Source organism: Mycobacterium sp. (assembly GCF_036273375.1).
In the GTDB taxonomy this organism is placed as follows: domain Bacteria; phylum Actinomycetota; class Actinomycetes; order Mycobacteriales; family Mycobacteriaceae; genus Mycobacterium.
The window spans coordinates 1-24,391 of sequence record NZ_DASUHS010000022.1 but is presented as its reverse complement, the minus strand read 5'-3'; the positions used below and the strand labels follow the sequence as shown (position 1 = coordinate 24,391).

At 67.8% G+C, this 24,391-nt stretch carries 25 protein-coding genes; 20 read left to right on the top strand and 5 right to left on the bottom strand.

Annotation, left to right across the window (positions count from 1 at the left end):
- The first annotated feature begins 20 nt into the window (after nucleotides 1-20).
- From VFW69_RS02490 to VFW69_RS02475, 4 genes are read left to right on the top strand one after another with little or no spacing between them, the layout of a single operon-like run.
- Nucleotides 21-1,649, top strand: a complete 1,629-nt coding sequence (locus VFW69_RS02490; RefSeq protein ID WP_526497829.1) for an acyl-CoA dehydrogenase family protein — start codon at nucleotides 21-23, stop codon at nucleotides 1,647-1,649.
- An 8-nt stretch (nucleotides 1,650-1,657) separates the two neighbouring features.
- Entirely contained in the window at nucleotides 1,658-2,596 is a 939-nt protein-coding gene (locus tag VFW69_RS02485) for an enoyl-CoA hydratase/isomerase family protein (protein ID WP_526497827.1), read from the top strand.
- 2 nt (nucleotides 2,597-2,598) lie between these two features.
- The gene (locus VFW69_RS02480) at nucleotides 2,599-3,318 is read left to right on the top strand and encodes a PaaX family transcriptional regulator C-terminal domain-containing protein (RefSeq protein WP_526497825.1); all 720 of its coding nucleotides are present in this window, start codon (nucleotides 2,599-2,601) and stop codon (nucleotides 3,316-3,318) included.
- A complete protein-coding gene (locus tag VFW69_RS02475; protein ID WP_526497823.1) occupies nucleotides 3,315-4,082 on the top strand; it encodes a crotonase/enoyl-CoA hydratase family protein in 768 nt (255 codons plus the stop codon). Before VFW69_RS02480 ends, VFW69_RS02475 begins: the two co-directional genes overlap by 4 nt.
- A 36-nt stretch (nucleotides 4,083-4,118) precedes the next feature.
- Here the strand turns inward: VFW69_RS02475 and VFW69_RS02470 are convergent, their stop codons facing one another.
- The gene (locus VFW69_RS02470) at nucleotides 4,119-4,607 is read right to left on the bottom strand and encodes a DUF3060 domain-containing protein (RefSeq protein WP_526497821.1); all 489 of its coding nucleotides are present in this window, start codon (nucleotides 4,605-4,607) and stop codon (nucleotides 4,119-4,121) included.
- A 42-nt stretch (nucleotides 4,608-4,649) separates the two neighbouring features.
- Complete coding sequence (locus VFW69_RS02465; protein ID WP_526497819.1) at nucleotides 4,650-5,027, bottom strand: DUF3060 domain-containing protein; 378 nt, start codon at nucleotides 5,025-5,027, stop codon at nucleotides 4,650-4,652.
- A gap of 197 nt (nucleotides 5,028-5,224) precedes the next feature.
- Between VFW69_RS02465 and VFW69_RS02460 the strand changes: the two genes are divergently transcribed.
- The 9 genes from VFW69_RS02460 (at nucleotide 5,225) to VFW69_RS02420 (ending at nucleotide 14,547) form a co-directional block, all read left to right on the top strand.
- Nucleotides 5,225-5,869 carry a TetR/AcrR family transcriptional regulator gene (locus tag VFW69_RS02460; protein ID WP_526497817.1) on the top strand — a complete coding sequence of 215 codons (645 nt, stop codon included), beginning with the start codon at nucleotides 5,225-5,227 and terminating at the stop codon, nucleotides 5,867-5,869.
- 300 nt (nucleotides 5,870-6,169) lie between these two features.
- Nucleotides 6,170-6,544, top strand: coding sequence for a 30S ribosomal protein S12 (gene rpsL / locus VFW69_RS02455; protein WP_007767794.1), 375 nt, complete (start codon nucleotides 6,170-6,172; stop codon nucleotides 6,542-6,544).
- Nucleotides 6,544-7,014: a 30S ribosomal protein S7 gene (gene rpsG, locus VFW69_RS02450; protein WP_067102815.1), complete on the top strand. Its 471-nt coding sequence runs from the start codon at nucleotides 6,544-6,546 to the stop codon at nucleotides 7,012-7,014. Before rpsL ends, rpsG begins: the two co-directional genes overlap by 1 nt.
- 85 nt (nucleotides 7,015-7,099) lie before the next feature.
- On the top strand, nucleotides 7,100-9,205 hold the full coding sequence (gene fusA, locus VFW69_RS02445) for an elongation factor G (RefSeq protein WP_526497815.1): 2,106 nt from the start codon (nucleotides 7,100-7,102) through the stop codon (nucleotides 9,203-9,205).
- Between the two features lie 163 nt (nucleotides 9,206-9,368).
- A complete protein-coding gene (gene tuf / locus VFW69_RS02440; RefSeq protein ID WP_526497812.1) occupies nucleotides 9,369-10,559 on the top strand; it encodes an elongation factor Tu in 1,191 nt (396 codons plus the stop codon).
- 157 nt (nucleotides 10,560-10,716) lie between these two features.
- The gene (locus VFW69_RS02435; protein ID WP_526497810.1) at nucleotides 10,717-11,478 is read left to right on the top strand and encodes a PE domain-containing protein; all 762 of its coding nucleotides are present in this window, start codon (nucleotides 10,717-10,719) and stop codon (nucleotides 11,476-11,478) included.
- A 92-nt stretch (nucleotides 11,479-11,570) separates the two neighbouring features.
- Nucleotides 11,571-12,416, top strand: coding sequence for an SHOCT domain-containing protein (locus VFW69_RS02430; RefSeq protein WP_526497808.1), 846 nt, complete (start codon nucleotides 11,571-11,573; stop codon nucleotides 12,414-12,416).
- A 90-nt stretch (nucleotides 12,417-12,506) separates the two neighbouring features.
- Entirely contained in the window at nucleotides 12,507-13,334 is an 828-nt protein-coding gene (locus tag VFW69_RS02425) for a mycofactocin-coupled SDR family oxidoreductase (protein ID WP_526497806.1), read from the top strand.
- A gap of 25 nt (nucleotides 13,335-13,359) precedes the next feature.
- Complete coding sequence (locus tag VFW69_RS02420; RefSeq protein ID WP_526497804.1) at nucleotides 13,360-14,547, top strand: NAD(P)/FAD-dependent oxidoreductase; 1,188 nt, start codon at nucleotides 13,360-13,362, stop codon at nucleotides 14,545-14,547.
- 69 nt (nucleotides 14,548-14,616) lie between these two features.
- On the opposite strand, the gene VFW69_RS02415 is transcribed toward VFW69_RS02420, so the two are convergent.
- Nucleotides 14,617-15,663: a DUF2332 domain-containing protein gene (locus VFW69_RS02415; protein WP_526497802.1), complete on the bottom strand. Its 1,047-nt coding sequence runs from the start codon at nucleotides 15,661-15,663 to the stop codon at nucleotides 14,617-14,619.
- Nucleotides 15,660-16,256: a mycofactocin system transcriptional regulator MftR gene (gene mftR, locus VFW69_RS02410; protein WP_526497800.1), complete on the bottom strand. Its 597-nt coding sequence runs from the start codon at nucleotides 16,254-16,256 to the stop codon at nucleotides 15,660-15,662. Before mftR ends, VFW69_RS02415 begins: the two co-directional genes overlap by 4 nt.
- A gap of 98 nt (nucleotides 16,257-16,354) precedes the next feature.
- Here mftR and mftA point away from each other — a divergent pair, with 98 nt between their 5' ends.
- The 7 genes from mftA (at nucleotide 16,355) to mftG (ending at nucleotide 22,917) form a co-directional block, all read left to right on the top strand.
- The gene (gene mftA, locus VFW69_RS02405; RefSeq protein ID WP_007773607.1) at nucleotides 16,355-16,444 is read left to right on the top strand and encodes a mycofactocin precursor MftA; all 90 of its coding nucleotides are present in this window, start codon (nucleotides 16,355-16,357) and stop codon (nucleotides 16,442-16,444) included.
- A complete protein-coding gene (gene mftB, locus VFW69_RS02400) occupies nucleotides 16,429-16,755 on the top strand; it encodes a mycofactocin biosynthesis chaperone MftB (RefSeq protein WP_526497797.1) in 327 nt (108 codons plus the stop codon). The genes mftA and mftB overlap by 16 nt, the downstream gene beginning before the upstream one ends.
- On the top strand, nucleotides 16,752-17,975 hold the full coding sequence (mftC, locus tag VFW69_RS02395) for a mycofactocin radical SAM maturase (protein WP_526497795.1): 1,224 nt from the start codon (nucleotides 16,752-16,754) through the stop codon (nucleotides 17,973-17,975). Before mftB ends, mftC begins: the two co-directional genes overlap by 4 nt.
- A gap of 2 nt (nucleotides 17,976-17,977) precedes the next feature.
- Complete coding sequence (gene mftD, locus VFW69_RS02390; RefSeq protein WP_526497793.1) at nucleotides 17,978-19,165, top strand: pre-mycofactocin synthase MftD; 1,188 nt, start codon at nucleotides 17,978-17,980, stop codon at nucleotides 19,163-19,165.
- A 163-nt stretch (nucleotides 19,166-19,328) separates the two neighbouring features.
- The gene (mftE, locus tag VFW69_RS02385; RefSeq protein ID WP_526497791.1) at nucleotides 19,329-20,060 is read left to right on the top strand and encodes a mycofactocin biosynthesis peptidyl-dipeptidase MftE; all 732 of its coding nucleotides are present in this window, start codon (nucleotides 19,329-19,331) and stop codon (nucleotides 20,058-20,060) included.
- Nucleotides 20,057-21,469, top strand: a complete 1,413-nt coding sequence (mftF, locus tag VFW69_RS02380) for a mycofactocin biosynthesis glycosyltransferase MftF (protein WP_526497789.1) — start codon at nucleotides 20,057-20,059, stop codon at nucleotides 21,467-21,469. The genes mftE and mftF overlap by 4 nt, the downstream gene beginning before the upstream one ends.
- Before the next feature lie 8 nt (nucleotides 21,470-21,477).
- On the top strand, nucleotides 21,478-22,917 hold the full coding sequence (gene mftG / locus VFW69_RS02375; RefSeq protein WP_526497787.1) for a mycofactocin dehydrogenase MftG: 1,440 nt from the start codon (nucleotides 21,478-21,480) through the stop codon (nucleotides 22,915-22,917).
- Here the strand turns inward: mftG and VFW69_RS02370 are convergent.
- Nucleotides 22,911-24,391, bottom strand: a 1,481-nt coding sequence (locus tag VFW69_RS02370) for an MFS transporter (RefSeq protein WP_526497785.1), incomplete at its 5' end; no start/stop codon positions are given. The genes mftG and VFW69_RS02370 overlap by 7 nt on opposite strands.

Below are 24,391 nucleotides of genomic sequence, written 5' to 3'. Positions count from 1 at the left end.
GAAAATGTAACATTGGTGGCATGTCGGATACGCATGTCGTCACCAACCAGGTCCCGCCCCTGGAGAACCACAACCCCGCCAGCTCCGCGGTGCTCATCGAGGCCCTGATCCGCGAGGGCGGGCAGTGGGGCCTGGACGAGGTGAACGAGGTGGGCGCGCTCTCGGCCACCCACCACGCGCAGCGGTGGGGCGAGCTCGCCGACCGCAATCGCCCCGTCCTGCACACCCACGACCGCAACGGTCACCGGGTAGACGAGGTCGAATTCGACCCGGCCTACCACGAGCTGATGCGCGCCGCAGTCGCCCACGGCATGCACGCCGCGCCCTGGGCCGACGAGCGCCCGGGGGCGCACGTCGTGCGCGCCGCCAAAACGTCGGTGTGGACGGTGGAAGCGGGCCACGTCTGCCCGATCTCGATGACGTACGCCGTCGTTCCGGCGCTGCGCTTCAATCCCGAGCTGGCCAACGTGTACGAGCCACTGCTGACCAGCCGCGAATACGACCCCGAGCTCCGGCTGGCCACCACCAAGCCGGGCATCACCGCCGGCATGTCGATGACCGAGAAGCAGGGCGGTTCCGACGTGCGCGCCGGCACCACCCAGGCAACCCCCAACGCCGACGGTACCTATCGCCTGACCGGTCACAAGTGGTTCACCTCGGCGCCGATGTGCGACATCTTCCTGGTGCTGGCGCAGGCGCCGGGTGGGCTGTCGTGCTTCCTGCTGCCCCGGGTTCTGCCCGACGGGACCCGCAACCGAATGTTCCTGCAGCGGCTCAAGGACAAGCTCGGCAACCATGCCAACGCGTCCAGTGAAGTGGAATACGACGGCGCGACCGCGTGGCTGGTAGGGGAGGAAGGGCGCGGCGTGCCCACCATCATCGAGATGGTCAACCTCACGCGGCTGGATTGCACGCTGGGCAGCGCCACCAGCATGCGCACCGGTCTGACCCGTGCGATCTACCATGCCCAGCACCGAAAGGCGTTCGGCGCCTACCTGATCGACCAACCGCTGATGCGTAACGTGCTCGCCGATCTGGCCGTCGAGGCGGAGGCGGCCACCATGGTCGCGATGCGGATGGCCGGCGCCACCGACAAGGCCGTGCGAGGCGACCAGCGAGAAGCGCTGCTGCGCCGCATCGGCCTGGCGGCAAGCAAGTACTGGGTGTGCAAGCGCTCCACGCCGCACGCCGCCGAGGCGCTGGAATGCCTGGGAGGCAACGGCTTCGTCGAGGACTCGGGCATGCCGCGGCTGTACCGGGAGGCGCCGCTGATGGGCATCTGGGAGGGTTCGGGCAACGTCAGTGCGCTGGACACGTTGCGCGCCATGGCAACTCGTCCGGAATGCGTCGAGGTGTTGTTCGACGAGCTCGCCGAGGGCGCAAGTCAGGATCCGCGCTTGGCCAACCACGTCGCGGGGGTGCGCGATCAGCTGGGCGACCTGGAGACCATCGCCTACCGCGGCCGCAAGGTGGCCGAAGACATCTGCCTGGCGCTGCAGGGCTCGCTGCTGGTGCGCCACGGCCATCCGGCCGTCGCCGAGGCCTTCCTGACCACCCGGCTCGACCGCCGGTGGGGCGGTGCGTTCGGCACCATGCCGGACGGACTCGATCTCGCACCGATCCTGGAGCGGGCACTGGTCAAGGGCTGAGCCGCAACATGACCCACGCGATCAGGCCGGTCGACTTCGACAACCTCAAAACGATGACCTATGAGGTCACCGATCGGGTTGCGCGGATCACGTTCAACCGCCCGGACAAGGGCAACGCAATCGTCGCGGACACCCCGCTGGAACTCTCGGCACTGGTGGAGCGCGCCGATCTCGACCCGAATGTTCATGTCATCCTGGTGTCGGGACGCGGCGAGGGCTTCTGCGCGGGCTTCGACCTGAGTGCCTACGCCGATCGCACCGGTTCGGCCGGCGGCACCGGTGCATATCAGGGCACCGTGCTGGACGGAAAGGCCCAGGCGGTCAACCATCTGGCGGACCAGCCGTGGGACCCCATGATCGATTACCAGATGATGAGTCGCTTCGTGCGAGGCTTCTCCAGCCTGATGCACGCCGACAAGCCGACGGTGGTCAAGATCCACGGCTACTGCGTGGCCGGCGGCACCGACATCGCGCTGCACGCGGATCAGGTGATCGCCGCCGCAGACGCCAAGATCGGCTACCCGCCGACCCGGGTGTGGGGCGTCCCGGCGGCCGGCCTGTGGGCGCACCGCCTGGGTGATCAACGCGCGAAAAGGCTGTTGTTCACCGGTGATTGCCTCACGGGCGCGCAGGCCGCCGAGTGGGGATGGGCGGTCGAGGCGCCGGATCCGGCGAACCTCGACGAGCGCACCGAGCGGCTCGTCGACCGGATCGCCGCGGTGCCCGTCAACCAGCTGATCATGGTCAAGCTCGCGCTGAATTCTGCTCTGCTGCAACAGGGCGTGGCGACCAGCAGGATGGTCAGCACGGTGTTCGACGGTGTCGCCCGGCACACGCCCGAGGGCCACGCCTTCGTCGCCGATGCGGTCGAGCACGGATTCCGCGAGGCGGTGCGGCATCGCGACGAACCGTTCGGCGACCACGGCCGTCGCGCATCCGGAGTGTAGCCATGCCGGACATGACAGCACGGTCGGTGGTGCTCAGCGTGCTGCTCGGTGCTCACCCCGCGCACGCCCGCGCTGGCGAATTGATCAGGCTTACCTCCGATTTCGGCATCAAGGAGTCGACGCTGCGCGTGGCGCTGACCCGCATGGTCGGTGCCGGCGACCTGATCCGCTCGGCCGACGGCTACCGGCTCTCCGTTCGCCTGCTGGCTCGTCAACGACGCCAGGACGACGCCATCGACCCGCGGGTGCACCCGTGGAGCGGGGAGTGGGTCACGCTCATCGTGACCAGCGTGGGGAAGGACGCGCGCACCCGCGCGGCGCTGCGAACCACCCTGCACGACAAGCGCTTCGGCGAGCTCCGCGAAGGGGTGTGGATGCGCCCGGACAACATCGACGCAGAGCCTGACCCCGAGGTCACCGCCCAGGCGCGGGTGCTGCAGGCGCGCGACGATGGCCCCGCCGAGCTGGCCGCGCAGCTGTGGGACCTGCCCACCTGGGCGCAGACCGGTCATGAGCTGCTGGACGAGATGGCCGCCGCGCCAGACATTCCCGGCCGTTTTGTGGTGGCCGCGGCGGCGGTGCGGCACCTGCTCACCGACCCGGTGTTGCCCGATGAGCTACTGCCGGCCGACTGGCCCGGCGCCCGGTTGCGGGCGGCATACCACGACTTTGCCGCTGAGCTGCTCCAGCGGCGCGAACCACTATTTGCGGAGGCGACATGACTGACCCGGTGCGTATCGAGCGCAACGGCCCGGTGACCACGGTGATCATCAACCGCCCGGCGGCCCGCAACGCGGTCAACGGCCCGACGGCCGCCGCGCTGTACGCCGCCTTCGAGGAGTTCGACCGCGACGACACCGCATCGGTGGCCGTGCTGTGGGGCGATAACGGAACATTCTGCGCCGGAGCCGATTTGAAAGCCTTCGGTACGGCCGACGCCAACGCCGTGCACCGCACCGGCCCCGGCCCGATGGGCCCGACGCGGATGGAGCTGTCCAAACCCGTCATCGCCGCGGTCAGCGGCTACGCCGTCGCAGGCGGCCTGGAATTGGCCATCTGGTGTGACCTGCGGGTGGCCGATGAGGACGCCGTGTTCGGCGTGTTCTGCCGGCGCTGGGGCGTTCCCCTGATCGACGGCGGCACCGTGCGACTGCCCCGGCTGATCGGACACAGCCGGGCGATGGACATGATCCTCACCGGCCGCGCGGTGGCCGCCGAGGAGGCCCTGGCCATCGGATTGGCGAATCGGGTTGTCCCCAAGGGCCAGTCGCGCCAAGCGGCAGAGGAGATGGCGGCACAACTGGCGGCGCTGCCCCAGCAGTGCCTGCGCTCGGACCGGCTTTCGGCGCTACACCAATGGGGGACAACCGAATCCGACGCGATCGACTTCGAATTCGCCAGCATCTCCCGGGTGGCCGCGGAGGCGAACGAAGGAGCCGGGCGTTTCGCGGCGGGCGCGGGACGGCACGGGGCGCCCGCCGGCTAGCCGCGCACGGGGCGCCGGGCGCCTAATCCCGTGCGGTCAGCCGCCTTTGTTGATCGTGTTGCCCGAACCGATCTCGTCGACCTTGGGGTTACCGTCTTTGTAGGTGATGGTGTTGTCCATCCCCAGCACGGTGATGCGGGTGTTGACCTTGTCGAAGGTGATCTTGTTGTTGGCGCCGGTGACGGTGACGGTCTCGCAGCTGCCCGTGATGGTCAGCGTGTTGTCCGAGCCGCCGACGTTCAGCGACTTGCCGTTGGCGCAGTCGAGGGTGGTGGTCGTGCCCATCGATCCGTAGTTCATCGTGTTCCCGATCTCGATGGACGCGGTGGTGCTCGCACTGCTCGATCCCGTAGTCGGGGCGGCGCCGGCACTGGTCGTCGCGCTGCTGCTTTTCGTGGTGGTCGTCGAAGATCCCGCCGGCGGGTTGGCCGTCGAACTGCAGCCGGCCAGCACCAGGGCTGCGGCGGCCGGCGTCATGGCGAACACGGCCAGGCGCAGCGAACGGTCACGGAGGTAGGCGGGCATGGTTCCTCGATTCTTGGTAGGACGATGGTCTGGTGCCGTGGTTCAGCCCGGCACCTGCTGGAGCCGGTTGGTCATGCCCAGTTCGCGGCCGCGGTCCCACAGGGCGGGCTGACCGCCCTTGTAGAACACCGTCTGGTTGTAGCCGTACACGGTGATGTCGTGTGACACCGAGTCGGCGATAACGGTGTTCGACGAACCCATCACCGTCACGGCGTAACAGTTGCCCAACGCGGTGACGTTGTTGCCGGTCCCGTTGACCATCAGCGTGGCGTCGTTGCAGTCGATAACCTGCTCGACGCCCTCTCCGACGACGTGGGTGTCACCGTTCTTGGCCTGAGCGACGCGCGGCGGGGCGGCGGCGGTGGCAACGACGGCGATGACACAGGTGGCCAGTGACCCGGCGACAGTCGTCCACTTCACTGCGGGCCCCCTTTTGGACGGGTCGGCTGCTCGAAACGAGGCAAGCATGACATTACGTGCATTTGTCTGCCCGGAGGCGGACTTTGTTTTCCTTTGCCAGGCGCTCATATCCCCTCCGGGGAGATTAATGTCTGAACGGGCGTCAACTAGAGTCATTAGTTAACCGCAATCCGTTCATGTGATCGAAGGGCGACGCCATGGCAGCTCCACCGGATCCGCCATCGGCGGGCGGGCGCCAACGCACGGGACGGCCCGCCTCCCGTCCGGCCAAGCTGAGCCGGGACGGGATCATCGACGGCGCCTTGACGTTTTTGGATCGCGAGGGCTGGGACGCCCTGACCATCAACGCGCTGGCGATGCAGTTGGGGACCAAGGGGCCGTCGCTGTACAACCACGTCGACAGCCTGGAAGACCTGCGGCGCGCGGTGCGGATTCGCGTCATCGACGACATCATCAGGATGCTCAACCGGGTCGGCGAGGGCCGTGCCCGCGATGACGCGGTCCTGGTGATGGCCGGGGCCTATCGCAGCTACGCCCACCACCACCCCGGCCGCTACTCGGCCTTCACGCGGATGCCGCTGGGCGGCGACGATCCCGAATACACGGCCGCGACCCGCGGCGCGGCCGCGCCGGTGATCGCCGTGCTGTCCTCCTACGGACTGGACGGCGAGGCGGCCTTCCACGCGGCAATCGAGTTCTGGTCTGCGATGCACGGCTTCGTTTTGCTGGAGATGACCGGTGTGATGGACGAGATCGACACCGACGCGCTGTTCTCCGACATGGTGCTGCGGCTCGCGGCGGGCCTGGAAACGCGCACCGCCGCCGATGGTGCCCTCCACTAGCCCGAGGCCGACCCGCGCGCCCGGCGACGCCGCGCTTGCGATCGCCACTAGCGCCGCCGTCGCTTTGACCTGCGAGACCGGCGGCGGGTATTGTGGTCCCTCGTGCCTGGCGGCTTACGGCGCCTAACCGTAAGGGAGTGAATGCCGGGCAAATCCGCGTGTCCACGAAGCATCGGACCAAGTCCGGTGCGCAGCGCATGCGACACACCCGGACGCGGGGTGATGCGGCCGGACATAACTGCAGTACACAGACTTGAGAACGCTGGAAGTATGCCGAACACGAACACAGAAAGCCGGTAGATGCCAACCATTCAGCAGCTGGTCCGCAAGGGTCGCCGCGACAAGGTCGCCAAGGTCAAGACCGCGGCCCTGAAGGGCAGCCCGCAGCGCCGTGGCGTATGCACCCGCGTGTACACCACCACCCCGAAGAAGCCGAACTCGGCGCTTCGGAAGGTCGCCCGCGTGAAGCTGACGAGTCAGGTTGAGGTCACCGCCTACATCCCCGGCGAAGGCCACAACCTGCAGGAGCACTCGATGGTGCTGGTGCGCGGTGGTCGTGTGAAGGACCTGCCCGGTGTCCGGTACAAGATCATCCGCGGCTCGCTCGATACCCAGGGTGTCAAGAACCGCAAGCAGGCTCGCAGCCGTTACGGCGCCAAGAAGGAGAAGAGCTGATGCCGCGCAAGGGGCCCGCGCCGAAGCGTCCGCTGGTCAATGACCCGGTCTACGGGTCGCAGCTGGTGACGCAGCTGGTGAACAAAGTTCTGCTGGACGGGAAGAAATCACTGGCCGAACGCATTGTTTATGGAGCGCTCGAGAACGCCCGGGACAAAACAGGTACCGACCCGGTGATCACGCTCAAGCGCGCAATGGACAACGTCAAGCCCTCCCTCGAGGTGCGCAGCCGCCGCGTCGGTGGCGCTACATACCAGGTCCCGGTCGAGGTGCGTCCGGATCGCTCCGTGACGCTGGCTCTGCGTTGGTTGGTCAGCTTTTCCAAGCAACGCCGTGAGAAGACCATGGTCGAGCGGCTGGCCAACGAGATCCTGGACGCCAGCAATGGCCTCGGGGCCGCCGTCAAGCGGCGCGAGGACACCCACAAGATGGCCGAGGCCAACCGCGCCTTTGCCCACTATCGCTGGTAGGGGCTCCAACGGCGCCAAAGGCAGTGTGGCCCGGCGCTAACCGACAGCGAACTAACCAAGCAATCGAAAGAGTGGGAAGACTTCTGTGGCACAGAAGGACGTGCTGACCGACCTGACCAAGGTCCGCAACATCGGCATCATGGCGCACATCGACGCCGGCAAGACGACGACGACCGAGCGCATCCTCTATTACACCGGTATCAGCTACAAGATCGGTGAGGTGCACGACGGCGCCGCCACCATGGACTGGATGGAGCAGGAGCAGGAGCGGGGGATCACCATCACCTCCGCGGCCACCACCTGCTTCTGGAAAGACAACCAGATCAACATCATCGACACCCCCGGGCACGTCGACTTCACCGTCGAGGTGGAGCGCAGCCTGCGCGTGCTCGACGGTGCCGTTGCCGTCTTCGACGGCAAGGAAGGTGTCGAGCCGCAGTCCGAGCAGGTCTGGCGGCAGGCTGACAAATACGACGTCCCGCGCATCTGCTTCGTCAACAAGATGGACAAGATCGGGGCCGACTTCTACTTCTCGGTGAAGACCATGGAGGAGCGGCTCGGTGCCAACGCCATCCCGATTCAGCTGCCCGTCGGCTCCGAGGGTGATTTCGAGGGCATCGTCGACCTGGTCGAGATGAACGCCAAGGTGTGGCGCGGCGAGACGAAGCTGGGCGAGACCTACGACACCATCGAGATCCCGGCCGAGCTGACCGAGAAGGCCGACGAGTACCGCACCAAGCTGCTCGAGGCCGTCGCCGAGACCGACGAGGCGCTGCTGGAGAAGTACCTCGGCGGCGAAGAGCTCACAATCGAGGAGATAAAGGGCGCCATCCGCAAGCTGACTATCAGCTCGGAGGCTTACCCCGTGCTGTGCGGCAGCGCCTTCAAGAACAAGGGTGTGCAGCCCATGCTGGACGCCGTCATCGACTACCTGCCCTCGCCGCTGGACGTGCCGCCGGCCGTCGGCCACGTGCCGGGCAAGGAGGACGAAGAGGTCACCCGCAACCCGTCGACCGACGAGCCGTTCTCCGCGCTGGCGTTCAAGGTCGCGACCCACCCGTTCTTCGGCAAGCTGACCTACGTCCGGGTGTACTCGGGCAAGGTCGACTCCGGCAGCCAGGTCATCAACGCCACCAAGGGCAAGAAGGAGCGGCTGGGCAAGCTGTTCCAGATGCACTCCAATAAGGAGAACCCGGTGGAGACCGCTTCGGCCGGTCACATCTACGCGGTGATCGGGCTCAAGGACACCACCACCGGTGACACCCTGAGCGACCCGAACCAGCAGATCGTGCTGGAGTCGATGACCTTCCCGGCCCCGGTCATCGAGGTAGCCATCGAGCCCAAGACGAAGAGCGACCAGGAGAAGCTGAGCCTGTCGATCCAGAAGCTCGCCGAGGAGGACCCGACCTTCAAGGTCCACCAGGACTCCGAGACCGGCCAGACCGTGATCGGCGGGATGGGCGAGTTGCACCTGGACATCCTGGTCGACCGCATGCGCCGCGAGTTCAAGGTCGAGGCGAACGTCGGTAAACCGCAGGTGGCCTACAAGGAGACCATCAAGCGGACGGTGGAAAAGGTCGAGTTCACCCACAAGAAGCAGACCGGCGGTTCCGGTCAGTTCGCCAAGGTGCTGATCAGCCTCGAGCCGTTCCACGGCGAGGACGGTGCTACCTACGAATTCCAGAACAAGGTCACCGGTGGCCGGATCCCGCGTGAGTACATCCCTTCGGTGGATGCCGGAGCCCAGGACGCGATGCAGTACGGCGTGCTGGCCGGCTACCCGCTGGTGAACTTGAAGGTCACCCTGCTCGACGGGGCGTTCCACGAGGTCGACTCGTCGGAGATGGCGTTCAAGATCGCAGGTTCGCAGGTGCTAAAAAAGGCTGCGCAGCAAGCGCAACCGGTCATCCTGGAACCGATCATGGCCGTCGAGGTCACCACGCCCGAGGACTACATGGGCGATGTGATCGGCGACCTGAACTCCCGCCGTGGCCAAATCCAGGCCATGGAGGAGCGGAGCGGTGCACGCGTTGTCAAGGCGCACGTGCCGCTGTCGGAGATGTTCGGCTACGTCGGCGACCTGAGGTCCAAGACGCAAGGCCGGGCGAATTACTCCATGGTGTTCGACTCGTACGCCGAAGTGCCGGCGAACGTGTCAAAGGAGATCATCGCGAAGGCGACGGGCCAGTGACCGTAGACGACGGCGAGTAGGCGAGGCTTACGAGCAAGGAGTCGAACGGCCAGCACGGCTGGCGGAGTAATCTTGCCGGGTCATTGGAATGCCTTGGACGCGGCACAACTGAAAACACCAACACTGCTTTAACAAGCACCAACTAGTCCAGGAGGACACAGAAGTGGCGAAGGCGAAGTTCGAGCGGACGAAGCCGCACGTCAACATCGGGACCATTGGTCACGTTGACCACGGCAAGACCACGCTGACCGCGGCTATCACCAAGGTTCTGCACGACAAGTACCCCAACCTGAACGAGTCCCGCGCGTTCGACCAGATCGACAACGCGCCCGAGGAGCGTCAGCGCGGTATCACCATCAACATCTCCCACGTGGAGTACCAGACCGAGAAGCGTCACTACGCCCACGTGGACGCCCCGGGTCACGCCGACTACATCAAGAACATGATCACCGGCGCGGCGCAGATGGACGGTGCGATCCTGGTCGTTGCCGCCACCGATGGCCCGATGCCGCAGACCCGCGAGCACGTGCTGCTCGCTCGCCAGGTCGGGGTTCCTTACATCCTGGTCGCGCTGAACAAGGCCGACATGGTTGACGACGAGGAGCTGCTCGAGCTCGTGGAGCTCGAGGTCCGGGAGCTGCTGGCCGCCCAGGAGTTCGACGAGGAGGCTCCGGTGATCCGTGTCTCCGCGCTGAAGGCGCTCGAGGGCGACGCCGCCTGGGTGAAGTCCGTCGAGGACTTGATGGACGCCGTCGACGAGTCGATCCCGGACCCGGTCCGCGAGACCGACAAGCCGTTCCTGATGCCCGTCGAGGACGTCTTCACGATCACCGGTCGTGGCACGGTGGTCACCGGCCGCGTCGAGCGTGGCGTGGTCAACGTGAACGAGGAAGTCGAGATCGTCGGCATCCGCCCGACCAGCACCAAGACCACCGTCACGGGTGTGGAGATGTTCCGCAAGCTGCTCGACCAGGGCCAGGCCGGCGACAACGTCGGGCTGCTGCTGCGCGGTATCAAGCGTGAGGACGTCGAGCGTGGCCAGGTTGTGGTCAAGCCCGGCACCACCACGCCGCACACCGAGTTCGAGGGCAGCGTCTACATCCTGTCCAAGGACGAGGGCGGTCGGCACACGCCGTTCTTCAACAACTACCGTCCGCAGTTCTACTTCCGCACCACCGACGTGACCGGTGTGGTGACGCTGCCGGAGGGCACCGAAATGGTGATGCCCGGTGACAACACCAACATTGCGGTGAAGCTGATCCAGCCCGTCGCCATGGACGACGGTCTGCGATTCGCGATCCGTGAGGGTGGCCGCACCGTCGGCGCCGGCCGGGTCGTCAAGATCATCAAGTAGTTTCGCACCACCGCAAAGCCCGGATTGCCTACTCGGCAATCCGGGCTTTGCGCGTTGGGCCGGTGTGGACCAAAGCGGGGGAGATCATGCGGCAACGGCGCCGCCTGGTTTAGGATTTGCCCATAATTTCCTGACCGTAGCGTTGCGGGGGGTGCCGATGTCGTTCGTTCAAGCGACGCCCGAATTCGTCGCGGCTGCCGCTGGGGACCTCGCCAGGATCGGGTCGACGATAAGCTCCGCCAACACCGCGGCGATGGGTCCGACATCGGGCGTGCTGGCCCCGGGCGCCGACGAGGTGTCGGCGAGTATTGCCGCGCTCTTCGATGCGCACTCCCAGCTCTATCAGGCGCTCAGCGCCCAGGCGACCGCGTTTCACAGCCAGTTCGTCCAGCTGATGAACGGCGGCGCGGCGCAGTATGCGTTCGCCGAGGCCGCCAATACCGCGCCCTTGCACACCGTGGCGGCCCAGGCGTCGGTGGCCGCGCAGGTGCCGGCGGTGAGCGCCGGTGCCGTGGGTACGTCCGGGCCCACCGCACCGGCGGGACCGCTGGCGGCGGCGGTGGCGCCGGCCGCGGCTGCAGCGCCGCCGGCACCGGCCGGCACGCCGGTTGCCGCGGCCCCGGCGGGATCGGCGACGCTGGCCTCGGCCACCACGCCGGCCGGCGCGGCGCGGGTGGTGACACCGGCCTACGGTCCAGCGAATTCGGCGGCCACCGTCGAGCCCGTGGCATCGGTGGCGACACCGGCCGGCACTCCCGCCGCTGCCCTGCAGAACGGAGTGCAGCCGCAGACCTCGCCGGCGCCGACGATGCCGGTGTCGGCGCGCGCCGTGCCGCACGCCGAGGCCGCCGCGCAGCCGGCGCACCCGGCGGGCACGCCCGTCAAACGGGTACCGGTCGTGCCCCCCGAACCGCTGTAAGTGAACTGACGCGGGTTTGCGTGTATCGCATTCGCCGCGACTGCGTGAGCGCTAATCTGACACCGATTCCCCAGTAAGCCGAGGAGGGTCATGTGTTAGCGCGCTACCTGAAAGCACAGTTGGTGGTTTTGCTGTGCGGCGGCCTGGTCGGACCGATCTTCTTGGTCGTGTACTTCACCCTCGGGCTCGACAGCCTGCTGCAGTGGATGTTCTACGTTGGCCTGCTGATCACCGTGGCCGACGTATTGGTCGCGCTGGCGTTGGCGAACTTTCGCGCCAAGTCGTCGGCCATGGTGGCCGCGCTCGAGCAGAACGGCGTGTTGGCGCTCGCTCAGATCACCGGGATCACCGAAACGGGGACGTGGGTGAACAACCAGCAGGTCGTCAAGGTGCACCTGCACATCGCCGGGCCCGGAATCCTGCCGTTCGACAGCGAAGACCGGGTGATCGCCAGCGTCACCCGGCTGGGCAACCTCAACGCCCGCAAGGTGGTGGTCCTGGTCAACCCCACCACCAGCGAATACCGAATCGACTGGGAGCGAAGCGCTTTGGTCAATGGCCTGGTGCCCGCGCAGTTCACCGTGGCCGAGGACAACAAAACGTACGACCTGAGCGGGCAGGCCGGCCCGTTGATGGAGATCCTGCAGATCCTCAAGGCCAACAACGTTGCCCTCAATCAGATGGTCGACATCCGGTCGAACCCGGCCCTGCGCGCCCAGATCCAGGCGGTGGTGCGCCGAGCGGTCCAACAGCAGACCCCGGCCGCGCAACCGGCACCGGCCGCCGCCCCCGCCGCGACGCCTGGGGCGGCTGTCATCACACAGCCCGAACCGTCGATCGCCGCGCGGTTGCAAGAGCTGAAGGATCTGCACGCCAGTGGGGCGCTGACCGACGCCGAATACACCAGCCGGCGCGCGTCGATCATCTCCGAAATCTAAGCGCCCGTTCGCCGGCGTCGGGTGAATTAGAACACGTTTCAGTTGCGCTGCTAGCCTGGCTTGGTCTATCGGCGGACGAAGGGGTTACACGTGGCTGGACAGGCCGGATCACTGCAGGGACGGGTCGCATTCATCACCGGGGCCGCCCGCGGGCAGGGACGCTCGCACGCGGTGCGGCTGGCCCGCGAGGGCGCCGACGTCATCGCGCTGGACATCTGCGCGCCGGCGTCCGCCAGCGTGACGTACGCACCGGCCACTCGCGAAGACCTCGATGAGACCGCCCGCCTGGTGGAGAACGAGGGACGCAAGATCCTGAGCCGCGAGGTCGACATCCGCGACGACACCGCGCTGCGGGAGTTGGTCGCCGAGGGGATCGAGCAGTTCGGCCGGCTCGACGTCGTGGTGGCCAACGCCGGAGTGCTGAGCTGGGGCCGCATTTGGGAGCTCACCGACGAGCAGTGGGACACGGTCATCGGGGTCAACCTGACCGGCACCTGGCGCACGCTGCGCGCCACCGTGCCCGCGATGATCGAGGCGGGAAACGGCGGCTCCATCGTCGTGGTCAGCTCATCGGCGGGTATCAAGGCCACGCCGGGCAACGGCCACTACTCGGCCAGTAAACACGGACTCACGGCGCTCACCAACACGCTCGCCATCGAGCTCGGCGAATTCGGCATCCGGGTCAACTCCATCCACCCGTACTCGGTGGACACCCCGATGATCGAACCCGAGGCGATGATGAAGATTTTTGCCCAGCATCCCAGCTTCGTCCACAGCTTTCCGCCAATGCCGGTGCAGCCCAATGGCTTCATGGCGGCCGATGAAGTGGCCGATGTGGTGGCGTGGCTTGCCGGCGACGGCTCGGGCACCCTCACGGGCACGCAGATCCCCGTGGATAAGGGTGCCCTAAAGTACTGACCGGCCATCGTGCTAAGAACTCCACGTGAGTAGTGACACAAGCGCCAACAACGGGATCGTGATCGTGGGCGGCGGATTGGCCGCCGCGCGCACCGCCGAGCAGCTGCGGAAGGCGGCGTATTCCGGGCCCATCACGATCGTCAGCGACGAGGTGCACCTGCCCTACGACCGCCCGCCATTGTCGAAAGAGGTGCTGCGCAAAGAGGTCGACGACACCGCGCTCAAACCGCGCGAGTGGTACGACGAGAACGACATCACCCTGCGATTGGGGTCCGCCGCGAGAAGCCTGGACACCACGGCTCAGACGGTGACTCTGGACGACGGCACGACGCTGGGCTACGCCGAACTGGTCATCGCCACCGGCCTGGTGCCGCGGCGCATTCCCGCGATCCCGGATCTCGCGGGCATCCGCGTGCTGCGGTCAGTCGACGAGAGCATGGCGCTGCGCGAGCACGCGTCGGCGGCGCAGCGCGCCGTGGTCATCGGCGCCGGCTTTATCGGCTGCGAGGTGGCGGCCAGCCTGCGCAGCCTGGGCGTGGACGTGGTGCTGGTTGAGCCGCAGCCGACGCCGCTGGCCGCGGTGCTCGGCGAGCAGATCGGGGAGTTGGTGGCCCGGCTGCACCGTGCCGAAGGTGTCGACGTGCGCCTCGGGGTCGGGGTGGCGGAGGTGCGCGGTGACGCGCACGTCGAGGCGGTGGTGTTGAGCGACGGCACCGAACTGCCGGCCGACATCGTGGTCGTCGGCATCGGGTCGCGCCCGGCGACCGAGTGGCTCGAGGGCAGCGGAGTCGAGGTCGACAACGGCGTCATCTGCGACGAGGCCGGACGCACCAGCGCGCCGAATGTGTGGGCGCTCGGTGATGTCGCATCGTGGCGCGATGCGACGGGACACCAAGGGCGCGTGGAACATTGGAGTAACGTCGCCGATCAGGCACGGGTCGTCGTGCCCGCGTTACTGGGCCAGGACGTGCCGTCGGTGGTGGTCGTCCCGTACTTCTGGAGCGACCAGTACGACGTCAAGATTCAGTGCCTGGGCGAGCCGGAAGCCGACGACGTCGTCCATGTCGTCGAGGACGACGGCCGCAGATTCCTCGCCTACTACGAACGCGACGGGGCGTTGGTCGGGGTCGTCGGCGGCGGGATGCCCGGCAAGGTCATGAAGGTCCGCGCCAAGATCGCCGCGGCCGTGCCCATCGGCGAAATACTGGGCTGAGGGGGCGATCTTTCGCGCCCGGGGCTAGCCGAAATGCCGGACCGCAGTTCGGCATTCGGCGGCGCCGGTTTACTGCCAGTTCACCGGCGGCCCGTGCGGGTGACATTCGCCCAGCACCTGCGGATCACCCTGCGGCCAGACGCGGGCCCGCACCACGAACTTGATCGGTGCTCCGGGGCGAGAGCGCGCGGGCTCCATCGTGAGGTGGGCGAACGGCGAGCGCGCATCGGCCCGTCCGGCCAGCGTGTCCACGTGCGCGCGCACCGCGCTGCGTTCATCGGCGGACAGATACTGCCAGGTGATCGAATGCCACAGAACGGTCAGCGCACCGTCGGCCAGTGTCAGGCCGGCGACCGCGTCGGCCGCCGTCCGGCGCTCGAGCACGGCCGGGACCCGGCGGGCGACCTCGATGGCGCCGCGTAGCCGCACCAGCCGGGCACCCTGGTCGGGCCAGACATAGCTCAGCACGGTCATCTCCCCGTCGGCGTCGCCGACGTCGATGGGCGCGATGTCATACCCGTGGCGCGTCACGATCCGCAATTCGCGCGGGGGCGGCAGCGTGCCGCGCCACGCGTCGTCGATGGTCACCGGCGAGTTGGCCGCCCCCCAGTGGCCGCCGGCGAAGCCGTAGCGGTAGTGATCCCCGCGCAGGTTCAGCCCCGCACTCGAACCGATCTCGAGAAGCCTTATAGGTAACCCGAATTCGTGGTTGATGTGCAGCAGCCCGCCGATCAGGGCGGCCGATCGGCCCACCTCGTTGGTCTGCGGTGGCTGGCCAAGCGCCGCGCGCAGCAGGTCGATGTGACCGGCGGCGGTGTTCAGGATTTCCGGCCAGGCGGACCGGGCATCCCACCCGCCCCCGGTGCTGGGGTAAAAGCGGCGCAACCGCGCTGCGCGGCCGTCGAGCACCAGCCGGTGCAGCCCGCCGAGCAACCGCAGCGGCACCGCGTCGCGCGAGGGCGCGTCTTCGCGCCCGGACAAGACGGTCGCGAAGACACCGCCGGCTTCGACGTCGCCGGCCACCAACTCGAACAACTCGCCATACATCGGCGAGCCCGACGATGCGCAGAACCTGCCCTGTGACCGCAGGGTGTGCACCAGGTGCTCGGCCGTCACCTGCTCAACCCGTCCAGCCCGGCGCCGATAACGTCGAAGGCATTGCCCAGGGCGACCGGCAGCGGGACGGATTCATCGCTCAGCCAGTGTTCGTAGGCCGATAAGGCCACCCCAAGCATCGTCCAGGCGACGGTCTGGGGTGCCAGATCCGTGGTCTTGCAGTCCAGGCGACGCGCCACGAACCCGGCGATCACCTCACGCCAGCCGGCATACATCGTCATCGAATATGCTTGCAGCTCAGCGGTTTGCAGGATCACCCGCATGCGCTGGCGGTGCCGGGCCATTTCGGATGCGTCAAAGGTGTTGAACGCCAACAGCGCAGCGCGCAGCGCATCGCCCAGGCGCACGTCAGCATCGACGTTGTCGAGCAAATCACGCAGGTGGGCAAGGTGGTTGTCGAAGTCGCCCCAGGGAATGGCGTTCTTGGACGCGTAGTACCGGAACAGGGTCCGGCGGGAGATGCCGGCCGCCTGGGCGACATCGTCGACGCTCACGTCGGCGAAACCGCGGGCCGTGAACATGTCGATAGCGACGTCGGTGATGTGGTGCGGGGTGGTCGAGCGGCGCCTGCCCACCCGCGGCTGCGGCACCATCGGACCCCGCCCTTCCATTTCGGCACTCGATGCCATATTCTGGCGGCGAGTGTGACTCAGCTCCCATCGTTGTCAAGACCGGACGAAAGGCAAGGCCCGTGGACCACGAGACCGAAACTGACACCCAACTCGTCACCGAGACCCTGGTCGAAGAGGTGTCCATCGACGGCATGTGCGGGGTCTACTGACCGTGGCCGCGCCCGCGCGGGCTCGGCCGGCGGCCCCGTTCGATCCTGATCGCGGCTGGCGATTGCACCCGCAGGTGGCGGTTCGGCCGGAACCGTTCGGCGCGCTTCTCTACCACTTCGGTACCCGCAAGCTGTCGTTTCTGAAGAACCGCACCATCCTTAACGTGGTGCAGTCGCTGGCCGATCATGCCGACATCCGGGCCGCCTGCCGCGCGGCGGGAGTGGACGACGCCGCGCAGGCGCCGTATCTGCATGCGCTGGGTGTGCTCGTCGAGTCCAACATGCTGGTGCCCCGGGAGGACCATCAATGACCGCACCATCGCAGTCGCCCGTGCCGCGGCTGATCGAGCAGTTCGAGCACGGGCTGGACGCGCCCATCTGCCTCACCTGGGAGCTGACGTACGCCTGCAACCTGGCCTGCGTGCACTGCCTGTCGTCGTCGGGCAAGCGGGACCCGCGAGAGCTGTCCACCCGTCAATGCATGGACATCATCGATGAGCTGGAACGCATGCAGGTGTTCTACGTCAACATCGGGGGCGGGGAACCCACTGTGCGTCCAGACTTTTGGGAACTGGTCGACTACGCGACCGCGCACCACGTCGGCGTGAAGTTCTCCACCAACGGCGTCCGGATCACGCCCGAGGTCGCCGCGCGGCTGGCGGCCAGCGACTACGTCGACGTCCAGATCTCGCTGGACGGCGCCACCGCCGAGGTCAACGACGCGGTCCGCGGACCCGGCTCGTTCGACATGGCGGTACGGGCGCTGGAAAACCTGGCCAACGCCGGTTTCTCCGACGCCAAGATATCCGTGGTCGTCACCCGGCACAACGTCGACCAGCTCGACGAATTCGCCGCGCTGGCAAGCCGTTACGGCGCCACGCTGCGGATCACGCGGCTGCGCCCCTCTGGGCGTGGCGCCGATGTCTGGGAAGAGCTGCACCCCACCGCCGACCAGCAGGTCCAGCTGTATGACTGGCTGGTGGCCAAGGGCGAGCGGGTGCTCACCGGAGACTCCTTCTTCCACCTGGCTCCGCTCGGCCAATCCGGCGCCCTGGCAGGTCTGAACATGTGCGGTGCGGGCCGCGTCGTGTGCCTGATCGACCCGGTCGGCGACGTCTACGCCTGCCCGTTCGCCATCCACGACCGCTTCCTGGCCGGAAACGTGGTGACGGACACCGGTTTTGGGGCTGGCTTCTCCAACGTTTGGAAAAACGCCCCGCTGTTCCGCGAGCTGCGCGAACCGCAGTCGGCGGGCGCCTGCGGCAGCTGCGGGCACTACGACAGCTGCCGGGGCGGATGCATGGCCGCCAAATTCTTCACCGGCCTGCCGCTGGACGGACCGGACCCCGAATGCGTCCAGGGCCACAGCGCGACGGCTCTGGCGCACGACCGCGAGACACCGCGTCCCCGGGCCGATCACTCCCGCGGCAAGCGCATCCGCCAACCGGTGCCGCTCACGCTGTCGCTGCGACCGCCGGCGGTCACGCCGGCAACGCCGCCGGCCCGCATGTGTAACGAAAGTCCGGTGTAACGATGGCCGACGCATGGTTTGAAACCGTCGCCATCGCGCAGCAACGCGCCAAGCGCAAGCTGCCGAAATCGGCTTATTCATCGCTGATTTCGGCCAGCGAAAAGGGAGTCACGGTCTCCGACAACGTGGCAGCCTTCAGCGAACTCGGATTCGCGCCGCACGTCATCGGTGCGCAGGAGAAGCGCGACTTGTCGACCAGTGTTATGGGGCAAGACATTTCGCTGCCGGTGCTGATCTCACCGACCGGCGTGCAGGCGGTGCACCCCGATGGTGAGGTCGCCGTGGCGCGGGCCGCCGCCGCCCGCGGCACCGCCATGGGGCTGTCTTCGTTCGCCAGCAAGCCGATCGAAGAGATCATCGCGGCGAACCCCAAGGTGTTCTTCCAGGTGTATTGGCTGGGTGACCGCGACGCGATCGCCGGTCGGGTCGAGCGCGCCCGCGCGGCCGGGGCGGTGGGGCTGATCGTCACCACCGACTGGAGCTTCTCGCACGGCCGGGACTGGGGCAGCCCGTCGATCCCGGAGAAGATGGACTTCAAGACCATCGTCAAGATGAGCCCGGAGGTCATCACCAAGCCGCGGTGGTTCCTGCAGTGGGCGAAGACCATGCGGCCGCCGGAGTTGCGGGTGCCCAACCAGGGCCGCCGCGGCGAGCCCGGACCCCCTTTCTTTCAGGCGTACGGGGAGTGGATGGGCACCCCGCCGCCGACCTGGGAGGACATCGCCTGGCTCCGCGAACTATGGGGCGGCCCGTTCATGCTCAAGGGCGTGATGCGCGTCGATGACGCCAAAAGGGCAGTGGACGCCGGGGTTTCGGCCATTTCGGTGTCGAATCACGGTGGCAACAATCTGGACGGCACGCCGGCCTCGATCCGCGCCCTGCCCGCGGTGGCGGCCGCCGTCGGCGATCAGATCGAGGTGCTACTCGACGGCGGCGTCCGGCGCGGAAGCGACGTCGTCAAGGCCGTGGCGCTGGGAGCGCGCGCGGTGATGATCGGCCGCGCCTACCTGTGGGGGCTGGCCGCGGCGGGCCAACCGGGCGTGGAGAACGTTCTCGACATCTTGCGCGGCGGCATCGACTCGGCGCTGATGGGTCTGGGGCTGTCCTCGGTTCACGACCTCGGACCCGACCACATTCTGGTGCCGCCCGGATTCACCCGGGCGCTGGGCGTGCCCTCGGGCGGCGCGTAGCGAAAGCCTGGCCATGCCGGGCGGATATATCCGGATTAAGTGACGCCTGCGCAAATCGTGATACGGGCGGGGTAACCGTGACGGACGAGCCCACAATTCGAACGCCCGGTGAACGGCCCAGAAAAAAAGTTATTTTCAAGCTCCAACAATTGGTGCACGCCAGGTGAATTCGTCCTACCATCACCGAGTGTCCGTACTCGGCGACTTGGGAACCGCGACGTCGAGCCAGCTGTCAAGCACGTCGGCGTCGGTATTGGTTCCGCTGGGGTCGACCGAACAACACGGTCCGCATTTGCCCCTGGACACCGACACCCGGATCGCGACGGCCGTCGCCGGCGGCGCTGCACCGCGCCTCGGGCACGAGTGGCTGGTGGCGCCGCCTATCGCCTATGGCGCCAGCGGCGAGCACCAGAGTTTCGCCGGAACTATCTCCCTCGGCACCGAGGCGTTGACGCTGCTGCTGGTCGAGTACGGCAGGTCAGCGGCCGGCTGGGCCCGGCGCCTGGTCTTCGTGAACGGCCACGGCGGCAACGTCACGGCGTGCAGCCGGGCGGTGGCCCAGTTGCGCACCGAGGGCCGCGACGTCGGCTGGAGTGCCTGCCTGACCGCCGGCGGTGACGCCCACGCCGGCCATACCGAAACATCACTGTTGCTGCACATCTCGCCGGCGGAGGTCCGGACCGATCAGTGGGTCGCGGGCAACACCGCGCCCCTGCCCGAGCTGCTCGGGTCGATGCGCCGTGGGGGAGTCGCGGCGGTCAGCCCGGTCGGCGTGCTGGGCGACCCGACCACCGCCACCGCCGCCGAGGGCAAGCGGATCTTCACCGAGATGGTCGACGGGTGTGTCCGCCGAGTCATTCGGTGGCGGCCCGGGCCCGACGGGATGCTGACGTGACCGCGCCCCGGTTGCCGAACGGGTTCGCCGTTCAGGTCGACCGCCGCGTGCGGGTGCTCGGCGACGGCTCGGCGCTGCTCGGCGGTTCGCCGACCCGGCTGCTGAAGTTGGCTCCCGCCGCGCAGGACATGCTCTCGGATGGCCGACTGAAGGTGCGTGACGACCTCAGCGCCCAACTCGCCCGCACCCTGCTGGACGCCACGGTGGCGCATCCGCGGCCCGCGGGTGGCCCGTCGCACCATGACGTGACGGTGGTAATCCCGGTGCGGGACAACCTTTCTGGTGTGCGCCGCTTGGTGAGCTCACTGCGTGGCCTGCGCGTCGTCGTGGTGGACGACGGCTCGTTCCCTCCGGTCGAGCCGGACGACTTCGTCGGCGCGCACTGCGACATCGAGGTGCTGCGCCACCACCGCAGCAAGGGCCCGGCGGCGGCCCGCAACACCGGGCTCGGGGCCTGCCGGACGGACTTCGTCGCCTTCCTGGACTCCGATGTCGCACCGCGCCGGGGCTGGCTGGAGGCCCTGCTCGGTCACTTCTGCGATCCCACGGTCGGCCTGGTCGCGCCCCGCATCGTCGGGCTGTCGCACAACGAGAACGTGGTGGCGCGCTACGAGGCGGTGCACTCCTCGCTCGACCTCGGTGAGCGCGAGGCGCCGGTGTTGCCGCACAGCACGGTGTCCTACGTGCCCAGCGCGGCGATCATCTGCCGGTGCTCGGCGATCCGGGGTGTCGGCGGATTCGACGAGACCCTTCAGTCCGGCGAGGACGTCGACCTCTGCTGGCGTCTCATCGAGACGGGCGCTCGGCTGCGCTACGAGCCGATCGCGCTGGTCGCCCATGACCACCGCACCCAGTTGCGGGATTGGCTTGCGCGCAAAGCGTTTTATGGCGGCTCGGCGGCCCCGCTTTCCGTACGCCACCCCGACAAGACGGCGCCGGTGGTGATTTCCGGCTGGGCACTGATGACGTGGATCCTCATGGCATTCGGGTCCACCCTGTCGCGGCTGGTGTCGATCGTCATCGCCGTGCTGACCGGTCACCGGATCGCGCGGGCGATGCGCAGCGCTGAGACGTCGATGACCGATGTCGCGATGATCGCGGGTCGCGGCCTGTGGTCGGCGGCGTTGCAGCTGGCGTCGGCGCTGTGCCGGCACTACTGGCCGCTGGCGTTGGTGGCCGCGGCCATGTCGCGTCACTTCAGGCGGGTCGTTCTGGTCGCGGCCGTCATGGACGGGGTGGTCGACTGGCTTCGCCGTCGCGACGCCATCGGTGACGATGTCGAACCAATCGGGCTGCCGACCTATCTGGTGCTCAAACGCGTCGACGACCTGGCGTACGGGCTCGGGTTGTGGTGGGGTGTGCTACGGGAGCGCAACGCGCGCGCCCTGAAACCCCAAATCCGGAGTTAACCACCACCTTGACCACAGCCGCCTCGCACAGCGATGTGCTGATCGTCGGCGCCGGTAGTGCAGGATCGGTTGTTGCGGAACGCCTTTCCGCCGATCCGCGGTGCACGGTGACGGTCCTCGAGGCGGGTCCCGCGCTCGACGACCCAGGGCTGCTCGCGCAGACCGCCAACGGGTTGCAGTTGCCGATCGGCGTCGGTAGTCCGCTGGTCCAGCGCTACCAAACCCGCCTCACCGACGAACCCGCCCGCCAGCATCCCCTTGTGCGCGGGGCGACGGTAGGCGGATCGGGCTCCATCAACGGCGGCTACTTCTGCCGCGGGTTGCCGCGCGACTTCGATCGCATCGCCATCCCCGGCTGGAACTGGTCCGACGTCCTGGACAGCTTCCGCGCCATCGAGACCGACCTGGACTTCGATGGTCCCGCTCACGGCGACAGCGGTCCCATCCAGGTGCGCCGCACGCACGAAATGACCGGGACCACCGAGCGATTCATCGCCGCCGCCGAGCGCGCCGGATTCGACTGGATCGCCGACCTCAATGATGCCGCACCAGAGCAGGTTTCGGGAATCGGCGCCGTTCCGCTCAACATCGTCGATGGTGTGCGGAGGAGCTCCGGCGCGGGCTACCTGATCCCGGCGCTGAGCCGGCCGAACCTGAACCTGCGTGCGCGGACCCGGGGGGCTCGGTTGCGTTTTGCCGGCACCGTCGCGGTGGGCGTCGACGCGATCGGTCCACACGGACGGACGACGTTGACCGCCGACCGAGTGGTGTTGTGCGCCGGTGCGATTGAAACGGCGCGGCTGCTCATGGCCTCGGGCATCGGCGACGAGCCGATGCTGACCGGCGCCGGGGTGCCGGTGGTGGCGCCGCTGCCCGTGGGCACGTCGTTCAGCGATCATGCCGAGTGGGTGCTGCCCACCGATTGGACGGTGGCGCCCGGACGGCCGGTGCTCGAGGTGGTGCTCAGCACGGCCGATGATCTCGAGATCAGGCCTTACACAGGCGGATTCGTGGCGATGACCGGTGACGGCACCGCCGGGCACGCCGACTGGCCACACATCGGGGTGGCGCTGATGCAACCACGCGCGCGCGGGTGTATCACGCTGGTCTCGCCCGATCCCGCCGTGGCGCCGCGAATCGAACACCGCTACGACAGCGAGCCCGGCGACGTCGCGGCGCTGCGCCGGGGCAGCGAGCTGGCGCGCGAATTGTCCGGCGGCACAATCGATGCCGCCGCGGCGATCTGGTCGACCTCGCAACATCTTTGCGGCACCGCACCGATGGGCGTCGACGGCGACCCGCATGCCGTCGTCGACCCTCGATGCCGGGTGCTCGGCATCGACAACCTGTGGGTGATCGACGGCTCGATCCTCCCCTCGATCACCAGCCGCGGCCCGCACGCCACGATTGTGATGATCGGGCACCGAGCCGCGGAGTTCGTTCAGTGATGCGACAGCATGTGCCGCACCGGGCGTAGCTGGCGACCGTCGCGGCCGGGAGCCCACACTCCGATCGCCAGGGCGGCGACGGCGACGATCGCGGCCATCGTGATCGTGGAGGCGTGTAGTGCCGCCAGGAAGGCGGACTTACTGATGTCGGCCAGCTGCGGCCCCTGGGGTCCGAGCCGGCCGGCGATCTCGACGGCCTTGGCCAGCGAATCGGTGGCCTGACCGCGCACCGGTGCGGGAAAGCCCGCCAGCCTGGGCGCGAGCTCGTGCGAGTATCGGCCGGCCAGGATGGAGCCCGCCACCGCGATGCCCAGCGCGCCGCCCATCTCGCGTGATGTGTCGTTCACGGCGGAGGCGACGCCCTGCTTTTCGTCGGAAACGGCGCCCATGATGGCCGAAGTGGTTGGCGCCGTGCAGATTCCGATACCTGTGGCGAGAATCAGGGTGGGCCAGGCGAATTCAAGATAGGTCGAGTGCAGGCCCAGCCGGTACATGCACCCGAATCCAACCGCCATCAGCAGTGTGCCGACGAACAAGACCAGCCGCAACCCGAGCTTGGGCACATACCAGAACGACAGGGCCGAGAAGATGCCCAGCGGCACCATGAACGGCCCGAAGGCGGTCGCGGTCGCCAGCGCGGAGTAGCCCATGATCTGCTGCACGTATTGCATGCCGAGGTAGAAGAACCCGAAGGTGGCACCGAACAGGATGACGATCGCGGTCACCCCGGTGGCGAAATTGGGGTCGGCGAACAACCGGACATCCAGCAGTGGTTGTCGGCCCCGCCACACCAGGCGCAACTCGAGGGCGCCGAAGCCGGCGGCGATCACCGCGCCAACGACGAGCCCGCCCCACACCACCGGGTGGCTCCAGCCGCGGCCGGGCGCCTCCAGGATGGCGGCCACCGCGATGGCGACCGCCGCGCCGATCAGGATCGCGCCCAGCGCATCGACGCGGGGAGCGCCCGCGTCGCGTGACGATGCGACGGTGCAGGCCAGCGCGAAAATGAGCAGGCCGGCGATACCCAGCGACCAAAAGATGGCGTGCCAGTCCCAAAAGCGAAGCAACAGACCAGAACCGAGCATGCCCATGACGCCGCCGGAACCGGCCGTCCCGGCCCAGATGCCAACCGCTTTGGTGCGGTCGTCTTTTGGATAGGCCACCGTCAGCAGCGACAGCGTGGCGGGCATGACGAACGCGGCGCCGATCCCGGCCACCGCCCGTCCCGCGATGATCTGGGACGGATAGTGCAGCAGGGCGGGTGCCATCGAGCCGATCGAGAACACCAGCAGCCCGGTCAGCAGCGCACCGCGCCGGCCGTAGCGGTCACCGATGGCGCCGGCGGGCAGCAGCAGGCACGCCAATGCCACGGTGTATCCGTCGACGACCCAGTTCAGCTGCGATGCGGTGGCCGAGGTGGCCACCGCAAGGTCGCCGAGCGCGGTGTTCAGGGCCGTCATCGACGCCACCACCA

What these genes read in the sequence shown, in the direction of transcription:
- VFW69_RS02490 (WP_526497829.1), top strand. Translation starts at nt 21, where the DNA reads ATGTCGGATACGCATGTCGTCACCAACCAGGTCCCGCCCCTGGAGAAC.
- rpsG (WP_067102815.1), top strand. Translation starts at nt 6,544, where the DNA reads ATGCCGCGCAAGGGGCCCGCGCCGAAGCGTCCGCTGGTCAATGACCCG.
- VFW69_RS02485 (WP_526497827.1), top strand. Translation starts at nt 1,658, where the DNA reads ATGACCCACGCGATCAGGCCGGTCGACTTCGACAACCTCAAAACGATG.
- rpsL (WP_007767794.1), top strand. Translation starts at nt 6,170, where the DNA reads ATGCCAACCATTCAGCAGCTGGTCCGCAAGGGTCGCCGCGACAAGGTC.
- VFW69_RS02435 (WP_526497810.1), top strand. Translation starts at nt 10,717, where the DNA reads ATGTCGTTCGTTCAAGCGACGCCCGAATTCGTCGCGGCTGCCGCTGGG.
- VFW69_RS02475 (WP_526497823.1), top strand. Translation starts at nt 3,315, where the DNA reads ATGACTGACCCGGTGCGTATCGAGCGCAACGGCCCGGTGACCACGGTG.
- mftC (WP_526497795.1), top strand. Translation starts at nt 16,752, where the DNA reads ATGACCGCACCATCGCAGTCGCCCGTGCCGCGGCTGATCGAGCAGTTC.
- VFW69_RS02460 (WP_526497817.1), top strand. Translation starts at nt 5,225, where the DNA reads ATGGCAGCTCCACCGGATCCGCCATCGGCGGGCGGGCGCCAACGCACG.
- VFW69_RS02480 (WP_526497825.1), top strand. Translation starts at nt 2,599, where the DNA reads ATGCCGGACATGACAGCACGGTCGGTGGTGCTCAGCGTGCTGCTCGGT.
- VFW69_RS02470 (WP_526497821.1), bottom strand. Translation starts at nt 4,607, where the DNA reads ATGCCCGCCTACCTCCGTGACCGTTCGCTGCGCCTGGCCGTGTTCGCC.
- mftD (WP_526497793.1), top strand. Translation starts at nt 17,978, where the DNA reads ATGGCCGACGCATGGTTTGAAACCGTCGCCATCGCGCAGCAACGCGCC.
- mftR (WP_526497800.1), bottom strand. Translation starts at nt 16,256, where the DNA reads ATGGTGCCGCAGCCGCGGGTGGGCAGGCGCCGCTCGACCACCCCGCAC.